This is a genomic window from Fictibacillus nanhaiensis (genome assembly GCF_023715445.1).
Lineage (GTDB): Bacteria > Bacillota > Bacilli > Bacillales > Fictibacillaceae > Fictibacillus > Fictibacillus nanhaiensis_D.
In genome coordinates this window covers 203,708-227,740 of the sequence record NZ_JAMBOD010000001.1, presented here as the reverse complement: position 1 = coordinate 227,740, position 24,033 = coordinate 203,708, and the positions used below count along the sequence as shown (strand labels likewise).

Here is a 24,033-nt window from a genome sequence, read left to right as displayed (position 1 = left end):
GGAACCCTTTATTTGTCTATTTAAAATTAGAATGCTTTTTGATTGTGTCAAACACTCTCTTTCCTATGAGCGCATATCCCTTTTCATTAGGATGCAGATTATCTGCGAAAAAGTCATTTTTGTTTTTATGAATAAATAGGTCATTTGTATGGATAAAAGCTGCGTTTTCATGATCTTTCGTAACTTGAATGGTTGCCTGATTCCACTCTACTACAGCTTTATTTACTGTATTCATATCGCTATGTTTTACCTTTGGATTATAAATACCTAAAATATAAATGGTTTTGGATGGATTCTTTTCCTGGACCTTTTTAATAATTTGTTCTAAATTGTCTTTATAAATTTCTTGATTTGTTTGCAGCTCTTCCTTATCAAACTTGGTAAAACGATCTGTACTTTTAATAAAGTCATTCGTTCCAATATTAATTAGGATAAAATCAGAGTTTTTTGCTGTTTCAACGATTTCTTTATTCTTTAATCTTTTAAGTAAGTTAGTGCTCGTGTCGTTTGGCACACCATAATCATTTACTACGAGTCTTTTTCCTGTTTCATTTTCATATCTATCTTGTACATCACCGATATAGCCATTATCGTTTATATCTCCTAAACCGTATGCTAATGAATCTCCGAGTGCTGTTACTTCCGTTTCATCTTTACTAAAGGATTTAACTAATAGAGCACCAACTAATAATACACTTAAACAAACCACAAAAATGACAGAGGTCTTCTTCAAGGATCTTCCACCGACTTTCTTGTTGATATTCTAAGTATGCTTCAGACGGGTAAATTTTTTTGACCATCCTAACACTATTTTGTAATCATACCTTTTTTACGTGGATTTAAAACAAAAAAGAACCTTTGCAAGAAAGGTTCACCTTCACAACAATCACAGGTAGAATAAAAAAACAGCTGAAGAATTTTCTTCAGCTGTAAAAAATTTTTGGTTCAACTTATTGGTTCAACTGTTTAGATACTAAGTTTGCAACCAGGATATACCTCTCTGGTGATGAACCTATAAAGTCAAACGGGTAACACGTTGATACAGTTAGAGTTGCACGGGGTTTTGGTACAATCACGGTTCTGTCATTTTGGTCGACGATCCGGACGTTTTTTACTTTGTACGTAAACGTTCCTGCTTCTGTTTCAACTACTAATAAGTCACCTTTCCCAACTTCTCCGAGTTTACGAAACACGGTGTCCCTGTGCCCGGATAATACGGAATTGTCATTTTCACCAGGCAAAACGCTTTTTGAATAGTGTCCTACCCCTTTTTTCAACTCTTCTTCGTCAGTTCCATGAAAAATAGGAAGTGATGCCCCTAACTTAGGGATGATAAGTTCTCCTATATTTTCACCTGCTTTAGGACGAACAGGGTACAAAACCTCATTCATTCTTTCTAGATTCTTTTCATTAATAGCAGGTTTAGATTGATAATCATCTGATTTTACCTGCTCAGTTTTAAAAATTAGATAGCCTTTAACAAACTTATAGGCATTTGTGGTGCTAAACCATATTCCAAATAAGATAAATACAACAGAGAATGTAAGAAGAATGAACCGAAATTTGCTTCTTTTGTTTTCTGTATTTTTCATTATCTAGATGCCTTTTACTCGGAAACGTCTGTATAAAAGCATTCCAACTACTGCAATTACTGCACCAGCGAGAGTATTACCGACGTGATTAGTTGCTGTTTTTGGAAGTTCTCCGCCTTTGATTGTTTTTACTGGCGGTTTAGCTGCTGTTGGTAATTCAGTAACAATTTTCTCTGCTTCTTGGATGTCTTTTCCTGTTTCTTGAATAAGTTCAGATCCAAACATTTCTGCTGTTAATCGTAGATCAGCAAGCAATTCTCCGTTTGTGTTATAGATCTCCATAACTAAGTCATTGCCGTTTGTTGAGTCCATTGTCATTAATGTTTCTAATGAAACGGGCTGCTTCACACCATCAACAACAAGGTAATATTTTGTTTCAATTTGCAAGAGCTGTTTCATTTCTGTAAAAATAGCAAGCATCTCCGCAATCTGTTCAGCAGATAGTTCATCAGCTGTTTCAAACTCTTCAAAAGCCATCATTCTCTCGCCTAACTGCATCATACTGTCAAGAAAAGCTGGATCTTCCCAATTTAATGTTTCAAAATGTGCAAAAAGCTTTTCCATCTCTTCATCAGTTAGATCAATTTCAGTAAAAAGATCTGCAAATTCATCTTCAATATAATCATCACCATTAATATAAAAATCAACAGCCCATTGAAGATCTTCAATGTACTCATAATTTTCAATTGAATCATCATTTTTCTTTAATAATTCTTCTAGTGCTTCTACTGATTCGAGGCCATACTCTTCAAGAAGCTGCTGAAGATTTTCATCATCAATTGGTGTTCCTACCCACCCGTTTAAATAAAAATCAACAGATGATTGAAGATCTTCATTAAATACGAAGTAAGGACTGTCTAGAACATCTTGTCCTTCTTCAATGTCACCCCATTCAATGAGTAATTCGTTTAATTCTTCTCGGCTTAAATCAAATTTCTTTAAAACAGATTGTACGCCCTCTTCAGAAAGAGGTACGCCAAGTTCATCCACAGAATTAAAATCTTCTAAGTACCATTCTTTACTTTCAATAAAATCGATAAAATCTTGTTTTTCCCAGCCGATCTCTTCTAAGTATGCTTCAAATTCTTGATCATTTGGCTCGATAGCTAAAGCTGAAACTGGTAAAATTCCTAAGCTTAGACTAAGAGCTAATAGCAATGTGATTAAGTGTTTCATCCCTGACCCCCAAAGGTAAAATAGTATAATTTCTAGAAAATTATACTTCCGAAATTTTGTTTTGAATACAGGTTTTATTTCCCAATATCTATATGAGTTAGATAAATGTACCTTTTTTAATTTACCTTCAAATAATTATATTTGTTCACGATTTCTTCATTGTAAAAAAATGATATCTTGTATAGGATATAAGTAACTTCTTTTAATTTAGTGAATATAAAATCTTTGAGGTGAACAATGGGTAAACAAAAAAAGAAAAATACGAACATAAAAATGACTAAGAAAAAAACTAGCTCTTCACATGTTTGGCTTTTTTTGATAATAGGAATAGTTACTATTGGACTTGCTGTATTCATGTTAACGGGCAACTTCAATAAAGATTCCGGTCAAAGTGAGCTTTCCTATAAGAATCAGCCCTATTTAGGGGAAGACGATGCACCTGTCAGTATTATAGAGTTCGGCGATTATAAATGTCCGATCTGCAAAGACTTTAACGAATCTTTCTTTCCTCTGATCGATCAGGAACTTATTCAGACTGGTAAAGTTAAGTTTTATTTTTTAAACTATCCATTTATAAGTGTTGATTCAGAAAGATCAGCCCTATATGGTGAAACGGTTTATAAAGAAATAGGAAACGATACGTTTTGGAAGTTTCATAAACTGCTTTATGAAAAGCAGCCTGAGGATCAAAGTCAAGAGCGTAAAGATGTCTTTACTGAGAAGTTCTTAGAAGATACATTAAAAGAAGTAACGAGTGATGAAAACGTTAAAAAGGTAAGCGGTAAATATAAAGCTAATGCAAGTGAAAAAGCAGTTGAAACCGACGAGGCTCTTGTGAATGACTTAGGAGTCACTGGCACACCTACACTTTTTGTTAACGGGAAAAAATTTGAAGGAAATACATTCGGTGATCTGCAAAAAATGGTTGAGGAAGCTGCAAAGGAGAATAAAGGTGATAAGTAAACCTTTATTGTTTGCCTGGTTATCTGCAATAGCTGCATCTTTGGGAAGTCTGTATTTTAGTGAAGTGCTGCAATTTATTCCGTGTACCTTATGCTGGTATCAGCGTATCCTTATGTATCCGATGATCATTCTCTTAGGGATTGCCTTTTACCACCAAGATGATAAAATCACTCGCTACGTGCTGCCGATTTCTATTCTCGGGATTATTATTTCTGGTTATCACTATGCTCTTCAAAAAATTCCTGCACTGAAAGCTTTTGAAATGTGTGCTTCAGGGGTGCCATGTTCTGGAGAATATATTAACTGGCTTGGTTTTATTACGATCCCGCTGCTCTCATTCATAGCTTTTGTTATCATTACAATGTGCATGTTATTGATCAGGAAGCAACCAAATTAAAAGGTTGCTTCTTTTTTTGTATAGAAAAAGCAGACCATTTTTCTTCATGGTCTGCTTCTTATTACTCGCCTAAATCAACATTGTGATAGACTTGCTGAACATCTTCAAGATCCTCTAATGCATCGATAAGCTTTTCAAATTGTACTTGTGCATCTACAGGTAGTGTCATTTCATTTTGGGCAAGCATCGTAAGCTCTGCTACCGTAAATTCAGTTACGCCAGCATTTTTAAATGCCTCTTGGACAGCATGAAATTGATCTGGTTCTGCATAAACAATAACCGTTTCGTCTTCTTCAATGACATCACGTACATCTAAATCAGCTTCCATCAATAATTCAAGTACTTCATCAGCAGTTTTACCTTCAAGTCCGATCACTGCTGTTGCATCAAACATATAAGCAACTGCGCCAGAGACTCCCATGTTCCCTCCGTTTTTATTAAATGCTGAACGGACTTCTGCTACCGTTCGGTTAACATTATTGGTTAGCGTATCAACGATTACCATAGAACCACTTGGTCCGAACCCTTCATAGCGAAGCTCGTCATAGTTTTCTTCTGAGCCGCCTTTTGCTTTTTCAATAGCACGGTCAATGATTGTCTTCGGTACACTATATGTTTTTGCACGTTCAAGTACTACTTTTAAAGACTGATTTGATTCTGGATCAGGTTCACCCTGTTTTGCAGCTACATAAATCTCGCGTCCGAATTTAGCATAAATACGACTTGTATTTGCGTCTTTTGATGCCTTTTTCTCTTTAATGTTATTCCACTTTCGACCCATTCTTTTCACTCTCTTTCAACTTTGAATCTATAACCGTTATTATACATGAAACGTATTCGGTGTTACGAATTTTATAACTAAATAAAAAGCAATCTCTGCTTAAAGGAGATTGCTTTGATTTCATTTAAATTCGATATCTATAAATTCTTTCTGGTCTGCCGACACCTCCATACGTGATATCTGCTGATACTTTTTCTTCAGAGACTAAGTATTCTAAATATCTTCTCGCGGTTGTACGGCTTGCTCCGATCAGCTGCCCGAGGTCTTCTGCTGTGTAACCAATATTGTTTTTGGTCAGAATAGATATGACTTTTTCTAAAGTAATACGGTCAATACCTTTTGGCAGATATGTTGTTTCACTCTCTGTTTTTTCTCTTTTTAATATGGAATCAATTATGTTTTGGTTTACTTCACTAGAAGCAGCTAGTTGCTGAATAGATAACTTATATTCATTAAAATTAAGTAAAGTCTCTTTGAATCTTTGAAAGATAACGGGTTTTACGATGTAATCAAAAATACCATCATCTAATGCATTTTTTAAAGTTTCAACTTCTGTTGCTGCGGTCACCATAATTACTTCGATTCCACGAAATTCACTCCGTATCCACCTTAATAGGTCCAAACCATTCATATCAGGAAAATAGATATCTAAAATAACCAAATCAGGTTTAAGTATGGTTATTTGTTCTTTAGCTTCTTCTTCATTAAGAGCAATGCCGCAAACTGAAAAACCATCAACCTTTTCAATGAATTTTCGGTTGATCTCGGCAATTCGAATGTCATCTTCAACAATAAATACTTCCCAGGAACGCATGATGTTGTATACCTCTATTCTTTCGGGATAATAACTGTGAAAAGGGTAGTATTTGATTTTGTTCTTTCATAGAAAAGTTCACCATTTAACTGTTCCACTGACTGTTTAATTAAATATAAACCATAGCCGCGGTCTTTCCCTTTTGTCGAGTATCCCTTTTGGTATAACTTATTAGCGATAGAGAACGGAATTCCTTCCCCATTATCTTCAACTTCTATTAAAAGCTGTTTTCCTGTATCTGATAGACAAATCTTAACTTCACTTTCATAGCCATTTTTTTTAACAGCAGCTTCCATTGCATTATCTACTAGATTTCCGATTATGGTTATAAGTAATTGTCTGTCTGCTGTTTCAGGAATATCTTTAAATGTACTGGCGGGATCAATTAGAAAAGTGACTTTAAGCTCTTTTGAACGATTGAATTTACCGATTAACAAACCTCCAATATAGGGGTCAGAAATTTGTTTCATAATAAACTGAGTAAAGTTCCTTTGTACATTTGATTCTTTTGTTATTACATCGAGAGCTTCCTGATAAGAGCCCAACTGAATTAATCCGGAAATTAAATACAATTTATTTGAGAATTCATGAGTCTGTGCCCGAAGCCCTTCACTGTATCCTTTTACTTGTGCTAATTCTTCATTTAGTCTATACAGTTCGTTTTTGTTCCTGAAAGTTGCAACTGCACCCAATACATTGCCGTTGTAATCCATTATAGGAACTCTATTTGCTACAACGTTGCTTTTTCCGAGTTTCATTTGCTCATCAAACTCACTCTTGCCTGTTGAAATGACGTCTATTAATCTTGAGTTTGGTATGGTTTTTAAAATATTCGTTCCTATTAAATTCGCTGTATCCATTTCAAGCATTTCCAGAGCGGTATGATTAACCATGGTTATATCACCGTCACGGTTAATGGCAATTACACCTTCTCTAATGGCTTCAAGAATAGCACTTTTTTCTTTGTATAACAATCCGATCTCTTTTGGTTCCAAACCATGTGTTGCTCTTTTTACTCCTTTTGCGATTAATGTGGATCCAATAATCCCTATTAGAAGAGTGAATATCCCAATAAGTAAAATCTTTAATTTATACGGCCAGATAATTTCATTTATACTGGTTGTCAAGAAACCAACTGAAACTAATCCAATGATTTCCTTATTATCGTTTATTATGGGAGATTTACCTCTAACAGCTGGACCAAGAGAGCCGATCGCCTCCGTAATGCTAGGTTCTCCCGACAACGCAATTTCGTTATCCCCGCCTACCATCTTTTTCCCAATGCGTTTTGGAATGGGATGTGAATACCGGATTCCATCCTTATTCCCAACAACGACATACTGTGCACCTGTTTTCTTCCTAATTTCCTCAGCATAAGGCTGTATCCATTGTGAAGGATCTTCTTTTTCGAATGCTTCTATTACGAATGGATTGCTGCTTACCGTATTCGCAACACTCAGCGCTCTTTTCCCAATCTGGTCCTTTATTGTATCCACGAACATGACTTGGAAAAGAACGGCCAAAAGAACTACCACTAGAAAGATGAGGGAGCAGCTGATGGCGATTAATTTTGTTTGAAGTTTCATAGTTTCCCCCTGAAAATAGAAAAGACTTTCTCAAATTAGAAAGTCTTCTCTTCCATGCTTGTATTATCCTTCTACATTAATAACAACATTTTTTCCCTTTAACCGGAGTAAGAAAGGTACTAATATCCATAATACAGAACAAACAAGAAAAATCGCTGAGAGAGGGTTCTCAATAAATACCATGAAATCTCCATTAGATGTAGTTAGTGCGCGTCTCATGTTATTTTCGATCATTGGTCCTAAAACAAGTCCAAGTACAAGTGGTGCAAGCGGATAATCGTTTTTCGCTAAAAGATAGCCTGCTAATCCAAAGCCAATCAGTAAATAAAGATCAAAAGTTGTTACTTGAACGGCATAAACTCCGAAAACAGATATAGCAATAATAATTGGCAGTAGATATTTTGGAGGTGTTTCAATTATCTTTGCAAATACTTTAACGAGAGGCATGTTTAAAATTAATAGCATCAAATTCCCTATAAACATACTCGCAATAAGTCCCCAAGCTACATCAGGATGGTCACTGAATAATAACGGACCAGGCTGTACATTGTACATGATAAGTGCACCCATAAGGATAGCGGTTGTACCCGATCCGGGAATGCCAAGAGTTAATAGTGGAATCATAGCTCCGCCTGAAGCTGCGTTGTTAGCCGACTCAGGTGCTGCAACTCCTGCAATTGCACCTTTCCCAAATTTCTTTGGATTTTTGCTCAATTTCTTTTCTGCAATATAAGAAAAGAAAGAAGCTAACGTTGCTCCTGCACCAGGCAGGACACCAATGAAAAAACCAAGAATCGATCCACGAGCAATAGGTCCTGCACTCTCTTTGAAATCTGTTCTAGAAGGAATGACTCTCCCGACTTTCGCAACTCTTTCTTGGTCATCTTCTTTATGAAGTATGGTTTTGAAAACTTCCCCTAGTGCAAACAAACCGACGGCGACTGTTAAAAATTCCAGACCTCCAAAAAGCACAGGAATCTCATACGTAAAACGAGCGACCCCAGAAACGGCATCGATACCAATCGTAGCCAGAAGCAGTCCTGTCACAGTCATCATCCAAGCTTTTGTGATTGATCCCCCTGCAAGACCACTAACAGCAGCCAAGCCTAAGAGCATAAGGGAAAAATATTCTGCCGGTCCGAACTTTAATGCCATTTCAGAAAGAGGATTTGCGAGCAATGCCAATCCGATAATTGATACAATTCCTGCTGCAAAGGAACCGATGGCTGCAATCGAGAGCGCTGCTCCTGCACGGCCTTGTTTTGCCATTTGATACCCGTCGAGTGTTGTTACAACGGACGAAGACTCACCTGGTGTATTAAGCAGTATGGAAGTAGTTGAACCTCCATACATAGCTCCATAATACACACCAGCTAATAGAATAATAGAACTCGTAGCTGCTGCTGATGGTTCCATTCCGCTCGTTAACGTTGCGGTAACAGGTATGAGCAGAGCCACACCGCTCATCGGACCAATACCAGGCAGCACTCCGACTGCTGTTCCAATTAAAACACCAATAAAGGCAAAGAATAAGTTTTCAGGTTGTATAGCTGTTTGAAAACCTTGCATTAGAAAATCCATAACGCCCATACCTTTTCCTCCTAACTAAACCATACAGGCAGCCCTGGCAAAGAGCCTTTTAATACGACAACAAATAAGTAGTAAACACAGAATGAAAAAGCAGCTGCAATCAAGCTGTTTTTAATCCAGCTTCCCTTTTCCATAGCCTGAAATGAAACCAAAAGAAAAACGAATGTACTGATCAGATAGCCGATCGTTTCTATGAAAGCAGCATATAAAAGACTAGCAGTCAGGATAATTAAAAAACGTTTCATCATTAATTTTTCACGTGTATTGTTTTTGTTTTGAGCGGTTTTGAATGACTCAATAAACAGTTTTACACTTAATAGGATAAGAATAAGTCCTAGTAAAAAGGGAAAAACATTCGGACCTACTTCACTGCCATATGCACTATTGGCAATATTCCTGCTTTCAAATAAAAAAGTGGCTCCAATTAAAGCGAATAATACACTCGCATAACGGTCAAAACTCCCTGTTTGCATTAAATCAACTCCTTTGTAGCACAGCATTTAATAAAAATGGAGAAGTAGTTTTACTCCTCCATTTGCAGACTATTTGTTCATCCCTAATGACTTTAATAGATCTTCAACTTGTTTTTCCTGTTCTTCTAAAAATGAAGTAAACTCTTCGGCATCTTTAAATTCTGATTCCCAGCCGTTTCGTTCAAGCTCTGCTTGCCATTCTTTGCTTTCATCAAGGTCTTTCAGTGTCTTAGTCCAAAAATCTTTTGCGCTATCAGACATTTCCTTTGGTCCAAAGATACCTCTCCAGATGGTGAAATCAGCGTCAATTCCTTCTTCTTTAAAAGTTGGGACGTCAGCTAAGTCACCTTTTAATCTTTCCGTTGCAGAAACGCCAAGTACTTTAACTTTTCCGGCTTTTAAAAATTCTCCAACTGCTGAAGCATCAGTTGCGATGTAATCTGCATTTCCGCCTAGTAATGCGGCGATCGCTTCGCCCCCACCATCATAGGAAACGTATTTTACTGATTTTGGATCGACTCCTGATTTATAAGCAGGAAGAACAGCCACAAGGTGGTCCATTGATCCAGGAGCAGATCCGCCTGCTGCAGTTACTGATTTTGGATCTTTTTTCACAGCTTCCATCAGTTCTTTTAAACTGTTATATTTTGAATCTTCTTTTACTACGATCGCTCCAAAATCCTTCGTTAATTGAGCAAGCGGCGTAGTGTTTTTATAGCCATATGGACTGTTTCCTTCTTTCTTAAGGTTATTGATTAATATTGGAGGTGAATTAACATACAGTTTATAGTCATCCTTTTTATGCTGTGTAGCGTATTCAGCTAGATAAACGGCTCCACCACCTCCTGGTTTGTTTTCAACTGTCATGGTTTGGTCAACTAGTTTTGTTTCCCCAAGCACTTTAGTTAGTGACCGAGCAGTCAAATCCCATCCACCTCCGGCACCAGATGGAGCGACGACTGCAATTGACTTTTTGGGATAATCTGAATCACCTGTTTTGCTGCTTGATCCGGATGTACTGCATGCTGCGAGTGATGGTATTAACAGACCGGCTAACAGCCAATTTTTCCAGTTTCCTTTTTTCATATGTATCCTCCTTTTTGGTAGCGCTTTCATTTAATCTTTTTATAATCCTAACACGCAAATTTTCAAAAAGAAGTTTAACCAAATAATGAACTTTTTGTTCATAAAGTTCATGGGAATTATGAAAGACCTCTGATAAAAATTCAGAGGTCTAAGCTATTTTCATATTTTATTTTTTAATATTTCTTCCGTAAAAAATCTCATCGATTTCTGATTGAATACGCTCTGTTATTTCATTGATACTTTTTGAATCTAATGTATTTTTTGTGTAACCGAATAGATAATTATTTAAATCAAATTCCTTTAAACGGCATTTTGTGTGGAAGATATTCTCCTGATAAATATTAGTGTCTATCATGTCATACATATTTTTGATATCATCCGAAAGATAATTCTGAATGGAATTAATATCATGATCGATAAACAGTTTGTGACCTTTAATGTCTCTCGTAAAACCTCTTACACGATAATCCATCGTAACAATGTCGGTATCAAAAGAATTGATAAGATGGTTTAAGGCTTTAAGCGGAGATATTTCTCCACACGTTGAAACATCGATATCTGCCCTGAAGGTACTAATCCCTTCTTCTGGATGAAATTCTGGGTAGGTATGAACGGTCAAATGACTTTTATCTAACTGCATCACCACCGATTCAGGCATCGCAGTTGCTGAATCATCATACGAATCTGTAGGCACCTCAACTACAGGTCCTTCCGAAACAAGAAGTGTAACGCTCGCCCCTTGAGGGACATAGTCTTGTTTCGCTACATTTAAGACATGCGCGCCAATCGTATCTGAAACGGTCTGAAGTATATTTGTCAATCTCTCAGCGTTATATTGTTCGTCGATATATTCTATATAAGCTTCCCGTTCTTCCCTTGTTTTCGTATAACAAACATCATACATATTAAAACTTAATGACTTTGTCAGGTTATTGAAACCATGTAAAGTAATTCGTTGATCTGGTGAGATTGTCATAGTGATTGATTCCCCTTATGATTTTCAATATTTTAAAAGTAAATATATTTATGATACCCATTAACTTAGGTTGAAAAACGGTAGATATAATTCCCCTCTATACAAAAGAGGACAAACCGCTGATGGTTCATCCTCCATTAAGACATTTATGCTAGATGATTTTATTAAAAATTTCGTTAAGCCATATTGGATCTTCTTGTATAGAAAGTTTATCACAGAGAGATCTGTGCAATCTCTTGAATTCAGGAATGATTGAATGTAATACCGACAAAATTTGAGTTGGGGTTCGATCACTATTCCAGCTTTCCAATCGAGATATTTGCCATTCTTCGAAGTGACTTCTTTTTCCTTCGTATGTAGACCATACCCCCATTTGATTGGGAAGCCTGTCTTTCTCCATATCCCATCCGGCAGCAATAGACCACCTGAGCATATTAAGAGAACTTAAAGCGTAATACAACTCTCCCCGTTTTATTCTTCTGTACACTTCATGTATGTGAGCAAAAAACTTGCCGCGCCAGATTTCAAATTCTTCTTCACTTAATTGATAGGTTAATTTCTGAGAGGCTTTCCAGACACTATTGACAATGTTATATGGATCATAAACAATTTTTGTTTCTTGTTTTAAGTATAAGGAGGGTATTAAATGTTCTTTCATATAATAAAAGGAATCAACTTTAACAAAATCAATATAATGAGCTACTGAATGTGCTGCCCATGGGAAATCCTCGTAAAAGAGAACTTCTCCCCACCTTTTTGCGCGTTCCTTTTTGTTGATTCTATACTCTTCAAAGTGTTCATCATTTACTACAATTCGAAGATCCAAGTCTGAAAAAAGATCTGCATTTCCCTTTGCAATGGAACCTCCATAAAAGAACGCAAGCACATTTGGATCATTTGATAAGTCTTTAAAAATAGCTTCACTCCGTTTTTGCAATACTAACGGAAGATTTAAATCTCTTTTCTCATACTTAACTCCAAATCCCACACATAATGTCGACAACTCCTTCATTTCTTCTCTTCCTTAGGTTTTATTCAATAAAAGGCTCTTATTTCCTTTTCTGCTTCTATTACTAAAAGAAAATATCATTTACTTTATAATCAAAACGGCAATCCAGCAGTACAAGCAGGAAAAAATTAAAGCTTTTATAGAAAAAATAAGGACTCATAAAAAAGAAGCTGGAGTGAGTGAACTCCAGCTTCTTCTTTTTTATGATTTTTGTAATTCAGTTTGCACCATTGGTGTTTTTTTCATAAGAGGTACCATGGTTAAGATACCAACTGCAAAAAGAAGCGCAGCTCCTTCAAACATGAAGATTAATGAGAATGTTTCTTTGAGCCAGCCGCTGATAGACATTGTAAGTACCATTGCTCCCATAAATAAAGGATTAAGTATACCATTTACACGTCCGATGAATTTTGATTCGGTTCCTTGCAAAATTAGTGTATTGATACCAATATGAATGCATGGCATAAACAAGCCGCTAATGAATTCTGCAGTAAGAGTAAGCCAGAATTCTGTAGAAATACCCATAATGAAAAATCCTAAAGAACTTGCTCCCAACCCTAAAGACAGTAAAATTTGAGGCTTTATTTTACTTGCCATCCCTATTGTTAAGCCCCCACCAAGAATCATCCCCGTTCCGAATGCTGCCATCAGCCATTGAAGCTGTTCTTTTGGAAGTCCTAACTGCTCAGTCACTAAAAAAACAGTTAGCGGCTGTGTTAAACCTAATGCCAGACCAGCTACAGCAAAACACGCACCAAGTAAGGTTAACGTCCGTTTGCTTAACACATAACTAAAACCTTCCTTCATTTCATGCCAGATGGAAGATTTCTCTTCTTGCCTTTCAACCTCTTCATCTGGAGGCAATAAAGTTAGAATAACAGCCGATAAGATAAAAGCTACTCCCATAATACCTATTGCGGCATTTATGCCAAATTGCTGATACACATACGTACCTATGATTGGTCCAAGAATCATAAATACTGCAAACAGCGTCTGATACAAGGACATTCCCAGTTGAACCATCTCTTCTGGTACATGAATCTTAAACAGTTTCATTCCTGATGGCTGTGAAAACTGTGACAAAATAGATGAAACTAGGGTCGCAAAAAAGATGATCTTCCAGCTTCCGAACAATAAAGTCAGTAAAACAGCAAAGATGGAAACTGCACTCAGCAAGTCACACCATATCATTGTTTTTTTCGGTTTCCATCGATCAGCAAATGTACCTCCTAAAAAAGAGAATAAAAAGATCGGTGCAAATTCTGCAACAGAGATCAATGATACAGCGATTGGATTCTCATTCGTTTTCTCAATTACATACAAAAGAATGGAGTAGTTACGAACCCAAATACCAATTTGAAGAAAAAATACTGAAAATAATATAGTCCGTATAACCTTATTCTTAAAAAGCATACCCATGGTAATTTTGGGTTTTACCTGTTCCCCGCTCAAAATAATTCCCCCTAAAAACTAATTAACTATCCATTGTTATTTCCATTCTCCAAACCATTGATTCCATTTCTTTTTGATCATATCTTTCAACGGCGGTGACTCCATTCCTTTTTGCTTCTTAAACTCATTAAAACTAGCAAAACCGATAAGCAGAATGCCAGTTAAGAGCAAATACACCCACCATGGCATATTGCCCCAATACGGTCTCGTTTGAATTAAGACATTTAGGAGCAAAACGATCATGCCTGTAAAAAAATAGCTTATTTGTCTGGAGATAAAACCATAGATAATACTTATAAATGAAAGTGTACCAAGAATGATCGCATCCATTACTTGATAGCTTTGCATGGCATCAATCATTAATAGGGCTGCAATGATTCCGAGTATTGAAGATTGAACGGAGTTTGCTGTCTTTTCAGGTACTCTCCATGTTTTTCTTGTAATCACATAACTTAAGAGAATCCAAGGCAGCACGTTCAGCTCAGTTTGGATCAATACAGGGATTTCGAATTGATTGATGAAAGAATAATAGGCAAACAAGACGAAAAAGCATGATATGGTTTGCAGCACATTTTTTCCCAACGTGATTTCTGATAATCTTTTAGACTGCACATAAAAAAGGATTGCAAGTAATGAAAGTCCTGCTGTTGATAGGATTCCTTGTGAATAATTAAACCCTGCAGCCACATAAATAATTCCGAATACAGCAAACAAATCGACATTATACTTATGCGTTTTGGTGTATAGCTTGTTATAATATAGCATTCCGGCCACAGAAATAAGGAATCCAGCTATAAACCAAATGAATGCTTTTATTTCTGATTGAACCCTATAAACCAAGAACAGCTCTTCCAGATCAATCATTAAATAAATGAGAAGCACAGCCGAGGCATATTTCCAGTATCCTTTCAAAGATTGATAGAAAAGAATAAAACCGATAAGCAATCCTGCGTGAATGAATAAGTATGGCCGGTTTATTCCCCAGTTTAAAATATATTCACCCAGGAAAAACAGTGAAAATGGAACTGTATATATAATAATTCTGTCTTTCCAATGCGGCTTTAAAAGGAAATATAACCCTGCAAGTATCACACTAAATATAACTGGTCCTTCATTTGTGAGCCATTCGAAAATAAAATAATGAAAAGCTATAGCAAGCATTGTTAATCCTGCATAGAAGTGGAATCTAATTTCATATTCCTTAAACGCACGAAGCATATACATTCCATAAAGGATAGCTATACATACATATGGCAGTACTGCTTGAGATACTAAAATTGAAAAACCAATGGTTAAAAACAAGAAAAAGTGAGATACAGCTTTAACTGGATATTCACTTTTGGCATCAAAGCGTTTTAAGAACTCTCCGCTTACAAATAATACGTAAGCTATTCCTATAAAAATATAAGGCGAACTTTTATCTGTTAACGAGAACCCAAATAAGTCTGCAGTATAAAATATAGAAAAAAATAATCCGAACTGAATTCCTGAATATCCAGCTTTTACTTTAAAGTGCTGTGTGGCGAACCATAATGATACTATCAAAAGAAGTGAAGATAACAGTTTAACCCAAGTAAAGCTACCATCGAAAGAAGCAACTAAGAAATTAACAATGGCAGAAATAGTCGCAATTGAAATAAAAGCAACGGAAAGTATCTCTACATTCCTTTTCCAAATATGCAAACCAAGTAATACGATGCTTCCTAAAGTCATGGATAAAGAAAGTTTCGGCTCCTGCAAAAATGCCATACCTGTATAAAACAACGCACTAAAAATAAAAACGGAAGCCAACCACGCAGAAATTCGTTTATTTTCCCCTTTTTCAATCATCAAATGTCGAAGCGCCAAACCTGTCAGAATCAAGGATATAATACTTGCCTGTAAGGAACGTTCGGTTAAAGAGGTTATTAAAAAGCTTAAAAGTATACCCCCTCCCCCAACGAACAGACTGGACCTGTGCAGCGGTTTAAGACATTGCCCGATTCCATAAGACAAAGCGGCAGATATCCCAATTGCTAAGCCCAAATATTCTCTATAGGAGATCCCCATTAAGTGATACATTTCCATAAATGTACAGACTAAATAAAAAGGTGCCAAGTATTTAAAAAACGAAAATAAAGTCAGATAACATAAATAAATAAAATTACCAGCAAGAACTAAGTAACCTAATAAAAGCCAAACGCTTCCCTCTCCTGCAGATAATAAAACTCCGTTAACTGTAATAAATAAGAAGGCCAATACAGAAATTGCTCCATTTGCCAATTGATAATAAGTATTCAAGCGTTTATCTGAAAACTTCCCAATGATTAATAAAACAATTGGAATCATGACAACTAACAATAAACTGTAATCTGTCAAAACAGAATGCTGTACGAGCTGGAATAATCCATACGTAATGAATCCAATAAATAATAGCTCGTATTCTTTTCTCTGATTAACCATCCTCATAGCCAAATAAAGAATGGCTGTCAGGATAATATTGAAGCTTTGATAAAACTGATTATCAAATAAAACAAGGATTAAAACAGTTGATAGAATCAGGTTTGCTTGGATAAAGACGGGTAAGGTTTTAAGAAATATATTTTGCTGTTTTGATCGATTTACCTGATAAAGAGCAATATATCCGGCATTCCCAAATGCGTAAGCAAAATAAAAAGCATGCTTTGTTAAACCGACAGCTAATAATACATAGGCATACCCTATTGAACCGGCTATAAAAGTAAACCAGCTAAACAGCTTTGACTGAAAATAGAGGCCAAACCAAAAATAGACCGCAACACACAGAACGGTTGAAAGTACCCCCAGAACATATCTTCCTTCCCCATAAAAACTGAGCCAGCTGCCGAATAATTCGAAATACCCAGCAGACAGAATGGTTATAGGGATGAATAACGCAAATAAAACAAAAAATGTAAAAGCTGTTTTTCTTATCTTCAGCACTTTTTCAGAAAGTGCTCCCAATCCTCCGAACAAAATAGCGATTCCGCCAACAAGCATCGTTTTAGTAAGTGAACTGAATACTTCCCAATTACTTGTTGCAAGTGTTAAACCCCCTAATAAAAGAAGGATGACTCCAGCCGCCATTAATGATGTAATGTTCCGTTCTCTTTTCTGTTCAGGTGTTAATTCAATTTTAGGCTTCGGCTGAGCTAAAGATTTTATTTGTTTTGGCTGGATTATTTCTTGTTTTACTGGTTCAGCTTTTATCAATGTTTTCTTTACTTTCCGATCATCTACATATCTGTGATACCCTTCGATTACTGTCAGGTAGTCTTTTTCTTTTAAATACCCGCCTTTTTTCAGCTCATTTAAGTCCCTTACAAATCTGAGCTCATCCATTATGTATCCCCCCTATTAACACCTCTGTTGAATGTATGTATGAAAAAGAAAAGAGATAACACCGGTTATCTCCTCTGAATTATCAATCGCGATAGTAATAATTTTACAGTAATTGAAAAATGGTGTCACTATATACTATTTTAATTTCCTGTAATGATTTTGAATTTATGAGGTTTTGTGAATACTGTTAGGGTTTAGTTACAGAAATAGGAGGCGAATAAATGGAGCGGATTTATTCAATAGACTTTATCAAGTTTTTTGCCATACTTGCTGTGGTCGTTTTACATATATTTCCGTTAGATGGTTTTACTGGCTATTTTATTATTGATAATATTGCCAGGTTCGCTGTACCCTTTTTCTTTGCTGCTTCGGGTTATTTTTTTGCACAAAAAATGATACAAAAGAATGCCTCGTTTATCTATCTAAAAAGCTATGTAATTAAGTTGATGAAGATCTATTTTGTTTGGCTGATCTTTTATACGATTTATGATGTTCTTTTTGTTTTTCTTAAGGGAAATGAGGTTCAGGAAAGTCTAATTAAATACTTTGATAAATTTACGTTATTAAACTTATTATATTACGGCAAAGGAACTAGCGGCTATCAGCTATGGTTCTTAACCGCATTAATATGGAGCACTGTCATCATTTATGTATTCTTTAGAATGAAAAAAATAAATCTGCTATTCGCCATAAGCATCGTCCTAAACTTACTCGGTCTTTTAGGTCAGGCATATACAATGTTCTTCGACTTACCAGTAAGTACTACACGTGATGCTCTCTTCTTTGGTTTGTTTTATACAACATTAGGAGTAAGCTTTGCTGTTAACAAGCATTTTAATAAACTAAGAAAAATAAGCGGTATAACCTATCTCGGTTTAGCGATTATCTGTTCCTTAATTCAAGTAATGGAAGGATATCTCTTAGACAAAGTTTTGGACGGCAGTCATGGTGAATACTTTTTCTCAACGATTCTGGTTACTGCTTTTCTATTCTTCTTTGCCCTGAATAATAAAAAGATCGGCAAAGGATTGTGGATTACAAAAGTGGGCGGGAACGCGCTTGGCATCTATATTATCCATGTGTTTTTCTTGGACCTGATTAATAACGCACTAAAATATTTAGATGTAAAACAGCTGCTAACTGAGAATTTCATCTGGAATGTTTTTTATACTATTTTTATTTTCATTATTTCGTATTATACTTATCATTTTCTTCAACAAATGAAATCGGAAATAAAGGAATGACCAGTAAAGCATAAGTTGACTTCATAACTCTCACCTCTTCCCCTTCCCGACATATTCTGTATTACATTACGAAAGGGCTAAATACCCATTTCACAGGGGAGGTATTTAAATGGGCGTTGAACTTACAGCGCTGCATTGGATTTATGTAGTTTTTATTGGTGTAATTATAGGTTTTATGGTTAAGAGACGGGATACAACACTGATCTGCATCGTTGGTATCTTTTTAATTGCAATCACTGCTACCGGCTCTTTAAGCGGTTCCATAAGCAGTATATTTAATAGTTTCATTTATGCCATTACCGAGCTTCTCCCTACTATCCTCGTAATATCCATTATTGTTGCCATGAGCAGAACGTTAACTACAACAGGCATTAATGACGTAATGATCTCACCATTTTCAAAGCTTATTCGAACGCCAGCCCTTGCTTATTGGACGATTGGAATATTGATGATGGTGATTTCCTGGTTTTTCTGGCCGTCTCCTGCTGTTGCCTTAATGGGTGCTGTTCTGCTTCCTGTCGCCATCCGCGTAGGTTTGCCGGCACTTGGTGTTGCAATGGCTATGAACCTATTTGGTCATGGTATTGCGTTATCTGGTGACTTTATTATTCAAGCCGCACCTAAATTAACAGCTGATGCAGCAGGACTTCCGGTTAGTGAAGTAATCAGTGCCAGCATTCCGCTTGTTTTTGTGATGGGGTTAGTAACGACAGTAGCAGCTTTCTATTTTTTAAGAAGAGATTTAAAATCTGGTAAGCTTACTGCTTCAACGGGAGTAACAGATGAGTCAGTAAAAGAATCGCCTTCTGAACACAAAGTGAATCTTCTTACAAACAGTCAAAAGCGATTCTTTGCTCTATTGATCCCTATTATGTTTGCACTGGATGTTGCGGCAATGTCTATTCTGAAGCTTCAGGGCGGAGATGCAACTGCATTAATTGGTGGTACTTCTGTATTTATACTTTTACTGATCACAATGGTCAGCCATAAAAATAAAGGGCTTGAAAAAACAACTTCTTATATGATTGATGGCTTTCAGTTTGGATTCAAAGTTTTTGGTCCTGTCATACCGATTGCCGCATTCTTTTATTTAGGTGATTCTGGCTTTACCAAAATTATTGGTGAGTTCTTGCCAAAGACATCACATGGTATAGTAAATGATTTAGGCTTGGCTTTGGCTTCAGTCGTTCCTTTAAGCAAAGAGATTGGAGCTGTTACTTTAACAGCTGTGGGTGCGATTACTGGTCTTGATGGCTCAGGATTCTCAGGAATTTCACTGGCTGGTTCTGTTGCAAATATCTTTGGTACGGCAATCGGTGCGGGAGCGGCTACTCTTACAGCGTTAGGTCAGATTGCTGCAATTTGGGTTGGTGGAGGAACTTTGGTGCCATGGGCATTAATTCCTGCGGCTGCAATTTGCGGTGTAGATCCCTTTGAGCTAGCAAGAAGAAACTTAAAGCCCGTGACTATCGGTTTAGTTGTTACAACCATTGTAGCCATCTTTTTAATTTGATAAGAAGAGGAGTGCAGTTAATCTCTGCACTCCTTCTTTGTATAATCATGTATATTTCATTAATTCCTTGCGGGCAAATTCAAAGAAATTCAGTGTATCTTCCTTTGTTTGAAAACCTGCTTGTGCAGTTTTGTCATTTCCTCCACCTTTTCCATCAAAAGTTCCCAAGTTTTCTTTCAAAAACTTACCGCATGAAACGGTTTTTGTTCCGTTATGAACCACAATTGTCTTATTTTCCAAAGCTGAAGCAAATAAAATAAACAAATTATGTTCATGTGCCATCTTAATAGCGAGATCTTTTAATTCATCAAACGGCTTGTCCTCAAAGACATAAGAAAGAAAATCATCTTCTTTCTTTAAAAGAAGATCTTTTGCAAGGAAAGAGTAATTTTCTTCCCTCATCTTTACTAATTCCGTTTCAAGCTTTTTCTTTTCCTCTTCCCATTTTTCAAGACGATCCAGGACTTGGCTTCGTCCAGTGTTAAATTTTGCAGAAATTTTGCCTAAAATTTGCTGGCTTTCATTAATATGCTGAAGGGCACGAGTTCCGCATTTGAAATACAGCCTTACAATACCTTTTTGCTTTTCGGTTTTAAATAATTTAATAATTCCAATCTCACCGGTTCTTGAAACATGAGTACCACCGCAAGCATTATATTCAATACCTTCAATCTCCACGATTCTAATATCCTCTGTTACCTTTGGCATTTTAAGCAGAGGAAGCTCTTTTACTTCTTCTTTGGTTACAAAAAAGGTATGTATGTTTCTGTTATTATAGATTTCTTCGTTTACCGTTTGTTCAATGTTGTTCAATTGCATTTGACTAAGTTCAGGAATCTCAAGATCAATGGTTACATAATCCTGGCCAAGATGAAAGCTCACTGTCTTAGCATCGAATAATGAATAACATACCGCTGACAATAAATGTTGTCCGCTGTGATGCTGCATGTGATCGAATCTTCTTTTCCAGTTTAATGTACAGGAAGCTTTTGAAGTTTCGGGAAGCCTCTCAATCTTATGCACAACTACTCCATCTTCAGTAAAGACATCCAAAACATCAATTCCGTTTATCGTTCCCCTGTCATTAGGCTGTCCACCGCCCGTTGGATAGAAAGCAGTCTTCTCTAAAATGACATAATATTGCTTTTCCTTAATAAACGAATCCTTTATTTTCGTTTCCCATTCCTTTGTATAGGGTGAAGTATAGTATATTTTTTCTGTCATGAATAACCCATCCTCTTCTAAGTCTCTATAATCAGTGTAAACCATCTGGATTAGAAAATAAAAAAAGAGATAACAAATCGTTATCCCTTTTTATGAGTATCCGCTATAACTCTTACTGTTTCATGCCTGTAAAAATGTGAATGGCGTCTCTTAAAAATTCTGCTGTTCCGGGCTGTTCTTTATCATAATAAGCCGTAAATCTTTTATCATCTACATACATTTGTGCAAGCCCTGCATGTGCCTCCTTGCTGTATTCACTCCAGTAATAGGTCAGCCATTGTTTATGCAGATCAGCTGCTTTTTGAGCGAGATCGCTTGATGGGTCACCTGTTTTGTACGCTTCTGCAAGAACAGAATGTAATTCTTCCGCAAGTCTTGTTACTTCATCATGTTGTTCCTGAGTCATATTTAAAACTTTCTGGTTAGAATTGTTTATGGCGTTATCCCCATATTTTTTACGGATTTCTTTGCCGTATTTTTGCTCATTATCTTCCACCATTTTTTGCTTGAAACCTTCAAATTTCTCTTTATCAGTCATCGTAATTCTCCCTTCGTTAGAAGCAATCGTCATTTCCACATTGGCGATTAACCTGTCTAACTGTGATCGTTTGTCGAGGAGCTGTTCACGGTGTTCGCTTAGAGCTTTTGCAGCATTAAAAGAAGGAGAGTTTACTAAATCTTTTATTTTGTCTAAATGGAGCCCTAGTTCTTTGTAAAATAAGATCTGCTGAAGTTTATCGACTTCTGCCTGTCCATAGATGCGATATCCGGATGAGTTGATTCTTGCCGGCTTAAGAATTCCAATCTCATCATAATAACGCAATGTTCTGGTACTGACTCCAGCCAGCATGCCCAGCTTTTGTACGGTATATTCCATGTGATCACCTCCTGACAATTTCACTCTACACCTTTACGCTGCGTAAAGGTCAATAGTTATTTGTATTAAAAATTAAAAAACACTTTGATCTTCTCAAAGTGTTTTAGTTATCAGTCTTTATTTTGTATTTAATTTTGGTTCGTAAACAAGCATTGAAGAGTTGTCATCATCCGGTATAGCATATAATTGTAATGCTTGATCTGTATTTTCTACATATACAGGATTACGTGTAACGGTATGTCCCTGGGTTGAAAAAAGTGAAATTGGGAGTTCGTGTTCAATTTTCATTGTTTTCTTATTTAATAAAGCTAGTCCGCCTAATTCATATTTTGCTGATTCGGTTCCAGGCTGCGGAAGTTCTGTGATTCCGCTGCAAGTCATATTCTCTTTCCCTGCATCTTCGCAATCCTGATAATCGATGAAGTGACTTGGATTCTTGGTTTTGCTTACTACTTTCCCTTTTTGGTCAAACTCGTAAAATGTTCTTGAACCCCAGCTAACAGCCTTGAGGTTTCCTTTATTACCGTCCCGTAAAATTCCACCGATATGATCATCCGTTCTAAACATTTCCTGCGATTTCATCGTTTCAGGATCCACTTTATAAATGATGGATTCACTGTCTGGTCGATATTCGGCAACGGATACCCAAATAGACTCTCCATCGAAAGCAATGCCTCCAGGATGGTACATATTCCCTTCCCCAAGTTCAATATCTTTTAAAAGCTTCCCTTCATGATTGAAAACGAAAAGGTGGCCGACTCCTTTCCCTGGAGTTCGGTCATAACCGTCACGAGGCTGCTCATATTTTACAGGTTTTTCAATGATTTCGACAGAAGACATGTAGAATAAATCTCCTATTTTTGTCATGCCTTGTGGATGGTAGGTGTTAAACTCTAAATCAATCTTTTCCTTCTCTTCCCAAGCTGTATTACGGGAAAGCTGCTTAAATTTTTCTTCAAATTGTTTTCCGTCTGAACTTGATTGTAGAACATCTGGATTTGCAAATGCTGTGGTAACTGATCCAATAGTAGCAGCAGCGGCTAGTGTAAGCATTATTTTTTTCATTAATATCCTCCTCAGATTCTTAAAGCCTCTTGATGTATCTTCTTTACCTTACTAAACTGTTATTAAGCCAAAGTAAAAGGACCTTTGTAATTATGTAAAAAAACAATTACATATTCCGTATACGATTTAATTTGGAAAATAAAAACCACCCGTGAGAACGGGTGGTTTTCTCTGCGGCTGGAAGCCTTTGTTACTGGCCATGCCCTAAAGGGCTTCTGAAGGGTTCGCCAGGTGCACTACTTCTACGGGCCAGACCTCAAAGGCCTCCTGGTTACTTCCGTTGTTTTTTCTTTACCTCTTCGCCTGTGAATGGATCAATATATTCCATCATGCTTATTTGTTCTGCGACTACATCATCTTGAATTTGATTTCGAATATATTCTTCTATCACTTTTTTGTTTCTGCCTACTGTATCTACATAAAAACCGGTACACCAAAATTTTCGGTTCCCATATCGATATTTTAGGTTGGCATGACGATCAAATATCATTAAACTACTTTTTCCTTTTAGATATCCTACGAATGCAGACACACTTAGTTTCGGTGGAATGCTGACTAACATATGTACATGATCCCGACAAGCTGTTGCTTCAATGATTTCTACACCTTTTCTCTCACACAGTGTCCGTAAAATTTCTCCTATGTCTTTCTTGATCTTTCCATATATCACTTGCCTTCTATACTTTGGTGCGAATACGATGTGATACTTACAATTCCATTTTGTGTGTGCTAAACTATTTATGTCTTTTGACAATGAAAACTCCTCCGATGCTGGAATATTGGTTGGCGAACCAAAATTATTTTAGCATCTCGGAAGAGTTTTTTTTAATACCTCGCTGTAAGCTTTTTGGAACCCTAGGCCGAGCCTAGGGTTTT

At 36.6% G+C, this 24,033-nt stretch carries 21 protein-coding genes; 4 read left to right on the top strand and 17 right to left on the bottom strand.

The window, feature by feature from the left end; all coding sequences use genetic code 11:
• Positions 1-16: 16 nt before the first annotated feature.
• The 3 genes from M3196_RS01200 to M3196_RS01190 all read right to left on the bottom strand — a co-directional run bounded on the left by M3196_RS01200 (position 17) and on the right by M3196_RS01190 (position 2,768).
• The gene (locus M3196_RS01200) at positions 17-733 is read right to left on the bottom strand and encodes a GDSL-type esterase/lipase family protein (RefSeq protein WP_251320436.1); all 717 of its coding nucleotides are present in this window, start codon (positions 731-733) and stop codon (positions 17-19) included.
• Between the two features lie 217 nt (positions 734-950).
• Positions 951-1,592 (bottom strand): class D sortase, encoded by a 642-nt coding sequence (locus M3196_RS01195; RefSeq protein WP_251320435.1) that lies wholly within the window; start codon positions 1,590-1,592, stop codon positions 951-953.
• Positions 1,593-1,595: 3 nt separating this feature from the next.
• On the bottom strand, positions 1,596-2,768 hold the full coding sequence (locus tag M3196_RS01190; RefSeq protein ID WP_251320434.1) for a processed acidic surface protein: 1,173 nt from the start codon (positions 2,766-2,768) through the stop codon (positions 1,596-1,598).
• A 237-nt stretch (positions 2,769-3,005) separates the two neighbouring features.
• Between M3196_RS01190 and M3196_RS01185 the strand changes: the two genes are divergently transcribed.
• Complete coding sequence (locus tag M3196_RS01185) at positions 3,006-3,731, top strand: DsbA family protein (protein WP_251320433.1); 726 nt, start codon at positions 3,006-3,008, stop codon at positions 3,729-3,731.
• Positions 3,724-4,128 carry a disulfide oxidoreductase gene (locus tag M3196_RS01180; protein ID WP_251321692.1) on the top strand — a complete coding sequence of 135 codons (405 nt, stop codon included), beginning with the start codon at positions 3,724-3,726 and terminating at the stop codon, positions 4,126-4,128. The genes M3196_RS01185 and M3196_RS01180 overlap by 8 nt, the downstream gene beginning before the upstream one ends.
• A gap of 61 nt (positions 4,129-4,189) precedes the next feature.
• Here the strand turns inward: M3196_RS01180 and M3196_RS01175 are convergent, their stop codons facing one another.
• The 10 genes from M3196_RS01175 to M3196_RS01130 form a co-directional block, all read right to left on the bottom strand.
• Entirely contained in the window at positions 4,190-4,909 is a 720-nt protein-coding gene (locus M3196_RS01175; RefSeq protein WP_251320432.1) for a YebC/PmpR family DNA-binding transcriptional regulator, read from the bottom strand.
• Positions 4,910-5,033: 124 nt separating this feature from the next.
• Positions 5,034-5,723, bottom strand: a complete 690-nt coding sequence (locus M3196_RS01170; protein ID WP_251320431.1) for a response regulator — start codon at positions 5,721-5,723, stop codon at positions 5,034-5,036.
• A gap of 14 nt (positions 5,724-5,737) precedes the next feature.
• Positions 5,738-7,309, bottom strand: a complete 1,572-nt coding sequence (locus M3196_RS01165) for an ATP-binding protein (RefSeq protein WP_251320430.1) — start codon at positions 7,307-7,309, stop codon at positions 5,738-5,740.
• 63 nt (positions 7,310-7,372) lie between these two features.
• Positions 7,373-8,899 (bottom strand): tripartite tricarboxylate transporter permease, encoded by a 1,527-nt coding sequence (locus tag M3196_RS01160; RefSeq protein ID WP_251320429.1) that lies wholly within the window; start codon positions 8,897-8,899, stop codon positions 7,373-7,375.
• Positions 8,900-8,910: 11 nt separating this feature from the next.
• Positions 8,911-9,372, bottom strand: coding sequence for a tripartite tricarboxylate transporter TctB family protein (locus M3196_RS01155; protein ID WP_251320428.1), 462 nt, complete (start codon positions 9,370-9,372; stop codon positions 8,911-8,913).
• Positions 9,373-9,441: 69 nt separating this feature from the next.
• Positions 9,442-10,458 (bottom strand): tripartite tricarboxylate transporter substrate binding protein, encoded by a 1,017-nt coding sequence (locus M3196_RS01150; protein ID WP_251320427.1) that lies wholly within the window; start codon positions 10,456-10,458, stop codon positions 9,442-9,444.
• A gap of 166 nt (positions 10,459-10,624) precedes the next feature.
• Positions 10,625-11,434, bottom strand: a complete 810-nt coding sequence (gene speD, locus M3196_RS01145; protein ID WP_251320426.1) for an adenosylmethionine decarboxylase — start codon at positions 11,432-11,434, stop codon at positions 10,625-10,627.
• A 151-nt stretch (positions 11,435-11,585) separates the two neighbouring features.
• Positions 11,586-12,446: an aminoglycoside 6-adenylyltransferase gene (locus M3196_RS01140; protein ID WP_251320425.1), complete on the bottom strand. Its 861-nt coding sequence runs from the start codon at positions 12,444-12,446 to the stop codon at positions 11,586-11,588.
• Positions 12,447-12,644: 198 nt separating this feature from the next.
• On the bottom strand, positions 12,645-13,862 hold the full coding sequence (locus tag M3196_RS01135; protein WP_251321691.1) for an MFS transporter: 1,218 nt from the start codon (positions 13,860-13,862) through the stop codon (positions 12,645-12,647).
• Between the two features lie 69 nt (positions 13,863-13,931).
• Positions 13,932-17,234: a DUF2157 domain-containing protein gene (locus M3196_RS01130; protein WP_251320424.1), complete on the bottom strand. Its 3,303-nt coding sequence runs from the start codon at positions 17,232-17,234 to the stop codon at positions 13,932-13,934.
• Between the two features lie 221 nt (positions 17,235-17,455).
• Between M3196_RS01130 and M3196_RS01125 the strand changes: the two genes are divergently transcribed.
• On the top strand, positions 17,456-18,478 hold the full coding sequence (locus M3196_RS01125) for an acyltransferase (RefSeq protein WP_251320423.1): 1,023 nt from the start codon (positions 17,456-17,458) through the stop codon (positions 18,476-18,478).
• 109 nt (positions 18,479-18,587) lie between these two features.
• Positions 18,588-19,991: a hypothetical protein gene (locus M3196_RS01120; RefSeq protein WP_251320422.1), complete on the top strand. Its 1,404-nt coding sequence runs from the start codon at positions 18,588-18,590 to the stop codon at positions 19,989-19,991.
• A 45-nt stretch (positions 19,992-20,036) separates the two neighbouring features.
• On the opposite strand, the gene M3196_RS01115 is transcribed toward M3196_RS01120, so the two are convergent.
• The 4 genes from M3196_RS01115 to tnpA all read right to left on the bottom strand — a co-directional run bounded on the left by M3196_RS01115 (position 20,037) and on the right by tnpA (position 23,911).
• Positions 20,037-21,215 carry an alanyl-tRNA editing protein gene (locus M3196_RS01115; RefSeq protein WP_251320421.1) on the bottom strand — a complete coding sequence of 393 codons (1,179 nt, stop codon included), beginning with the start codon at positions 21,213-21,215 and terminating at the stop codon, positions 20,037-20,039.
• 112 nt (positions 21,216-21,327) lie between these two features.
• Entirely contained in the window at positions 21,328-22,092 is a 765-nt protein-coding gene (locus M3196_RS01110) for a MerR family transcriptional regulator (RefSeq protein WP_251320420.1), read from the bottom strand.
• A 117-nt stretch (positions 22,093-22,209) separates the two neighbouring features.
• Positions 22,210-23,157 (bottom strand): DUF6454 family protein, encoded by a 948-nt coding sequence (locus tag M3196_RS01105; RefSeq protein WP_251320419.1) that lies wholly within the window; start codon positions 23,155-23,157, stop codon positions 22,210-22,212.
• A gap of 271 nt (positions 23,158-23,428) precedes the next feature.
• Entirely contained in the window at positions 23,429-23,911 is a 483-nt protein-coding gene (gene tnpA / locus M3196_RS01100) for an IS200/IS605 family transposase (RefSeq protein ID WP_251320418.1), read from the bottom strand.
• Positions 23,912-24,033 lie beyond the last annotated feature (122 nt).

Coding starts and splice junctions, on each gene's coding strand:
- M3196_RS01195 (WP_251320435.1), bottom strand. CDS start 1,592: ATGAAAAATACAGAAAACAAAAGAAGCAAATTTCGGTTCATTCTTCTT.
- M3196_RS01190 (WP_251320434.1), bottom strand. CDS start 2,768: ATGAAACACTTAATCACATTGCTATTAGCTCTTAGTCTAAGCTTAGGA.
- M3196_RS01185 (WP_251320433.1), top strand. CDS start 3,006: ATGGGTAAACAAAAAAAGAAAAATACGAACATAAAAATGACTAAGAAA.
- M3196_RS01175 (WP_251320432.1), bottom strand. CDS start 4,909: ATGGGTCGAAAGTGGAATAACATTAAAGAGAAAAAGGCATCAAAAGAC.
- M3196_RS01170 (WP_251320431.1), bottom strand. CDS start 5,723: ATGCGTTCCTGGGAAGTATTTATTGTTGAAGATGACATTCGAATTGCC.
- M3196_RS01165 (WP_251320430.1), bottom strand. CDS start 7,309: ATGAAACTTCAAACAAAATTAATCGCCATCAGCTGCTCCCTCATCTTT.
- M3196_RS01160 (WP_251320429.1), bottom strand. CDS start 8,899: ATGGGCGTTATGGATTTTCTAATGCAAGGTTTTCAAACAGCTATACAA.
- M3196_RS01155 (WP_251320428.1), bottom strand. CDS start 9,372: ATGCAAACAGGGAGTTTTGACCGTTATGCGAGTGTATTATTCGCTTTA.
- M3196_RS01150 (WP_251320427.1), bottom strand. CDS start 10,458: ATGAAAAAAGGAAACTGGAAAAATTGGCTGTTAGCCGGTCTGTTAATA.
- speD (WP_251320426.1), bottom strand. CDS start 11,434: ATGACAATCTCACCAGATCAACGAATTACTTTACATGGTTTCAATAAC.
- M3196_RS01140 (WP_251320425.1), bottom strand. CDS start 12,446: ATGAAGGAGTTGTCGACATTATGTGTGGGATTTGGAGTTAAGTATGAG.
- M3196_RS01135 (WP_251321691.1), bottom strand. CDS start 13,862: ATGGGTATGCTTTTTAAGAATAAGGTTATACGGACTATATTATTTTCA.
- M3196_RS01130 (WP_251320424.1), bottom strand. CDS start 17,234: ATGGATGAGCTCAGATTTGTAAGGGACTTAAATGAGCTGAAAAAAGGC.
- M3196_RS01125 (WP_251320423.1), top strand. CDS start 17,456: ATGGAGCGGATTTATTCAATAGACTTTATCAAGTTTTTTGCCATACTT.
- M3196_RS01120 (WP_251320422.1), top strand. CDS start 18,588: ATGGGCGTTGAACTTACAGCGCTGCATTGGATTTATGTAGTTTTTATT.
- M3196_RS01115 (WP_251320421.1), bottom strand. CDS start 21,215: ATGACAGAAAAAATATACTATACTTCACCCTATACAAAGGAATGGGAA.
- M3196_RS01110 (WP_251320420.1), bottom strand. CDS start 22,092: ATGGAATATACCGTACAAAAGCTGGGCATGCTGGCTGGAGTCAGTACC.
- M3196_RS01105 (WP_251320419.1), bottom strand. CDS start 23,157: ATGAAAAAAATAATGCTTACACTAGCCGCTGCTGCTACTATTGGATCA.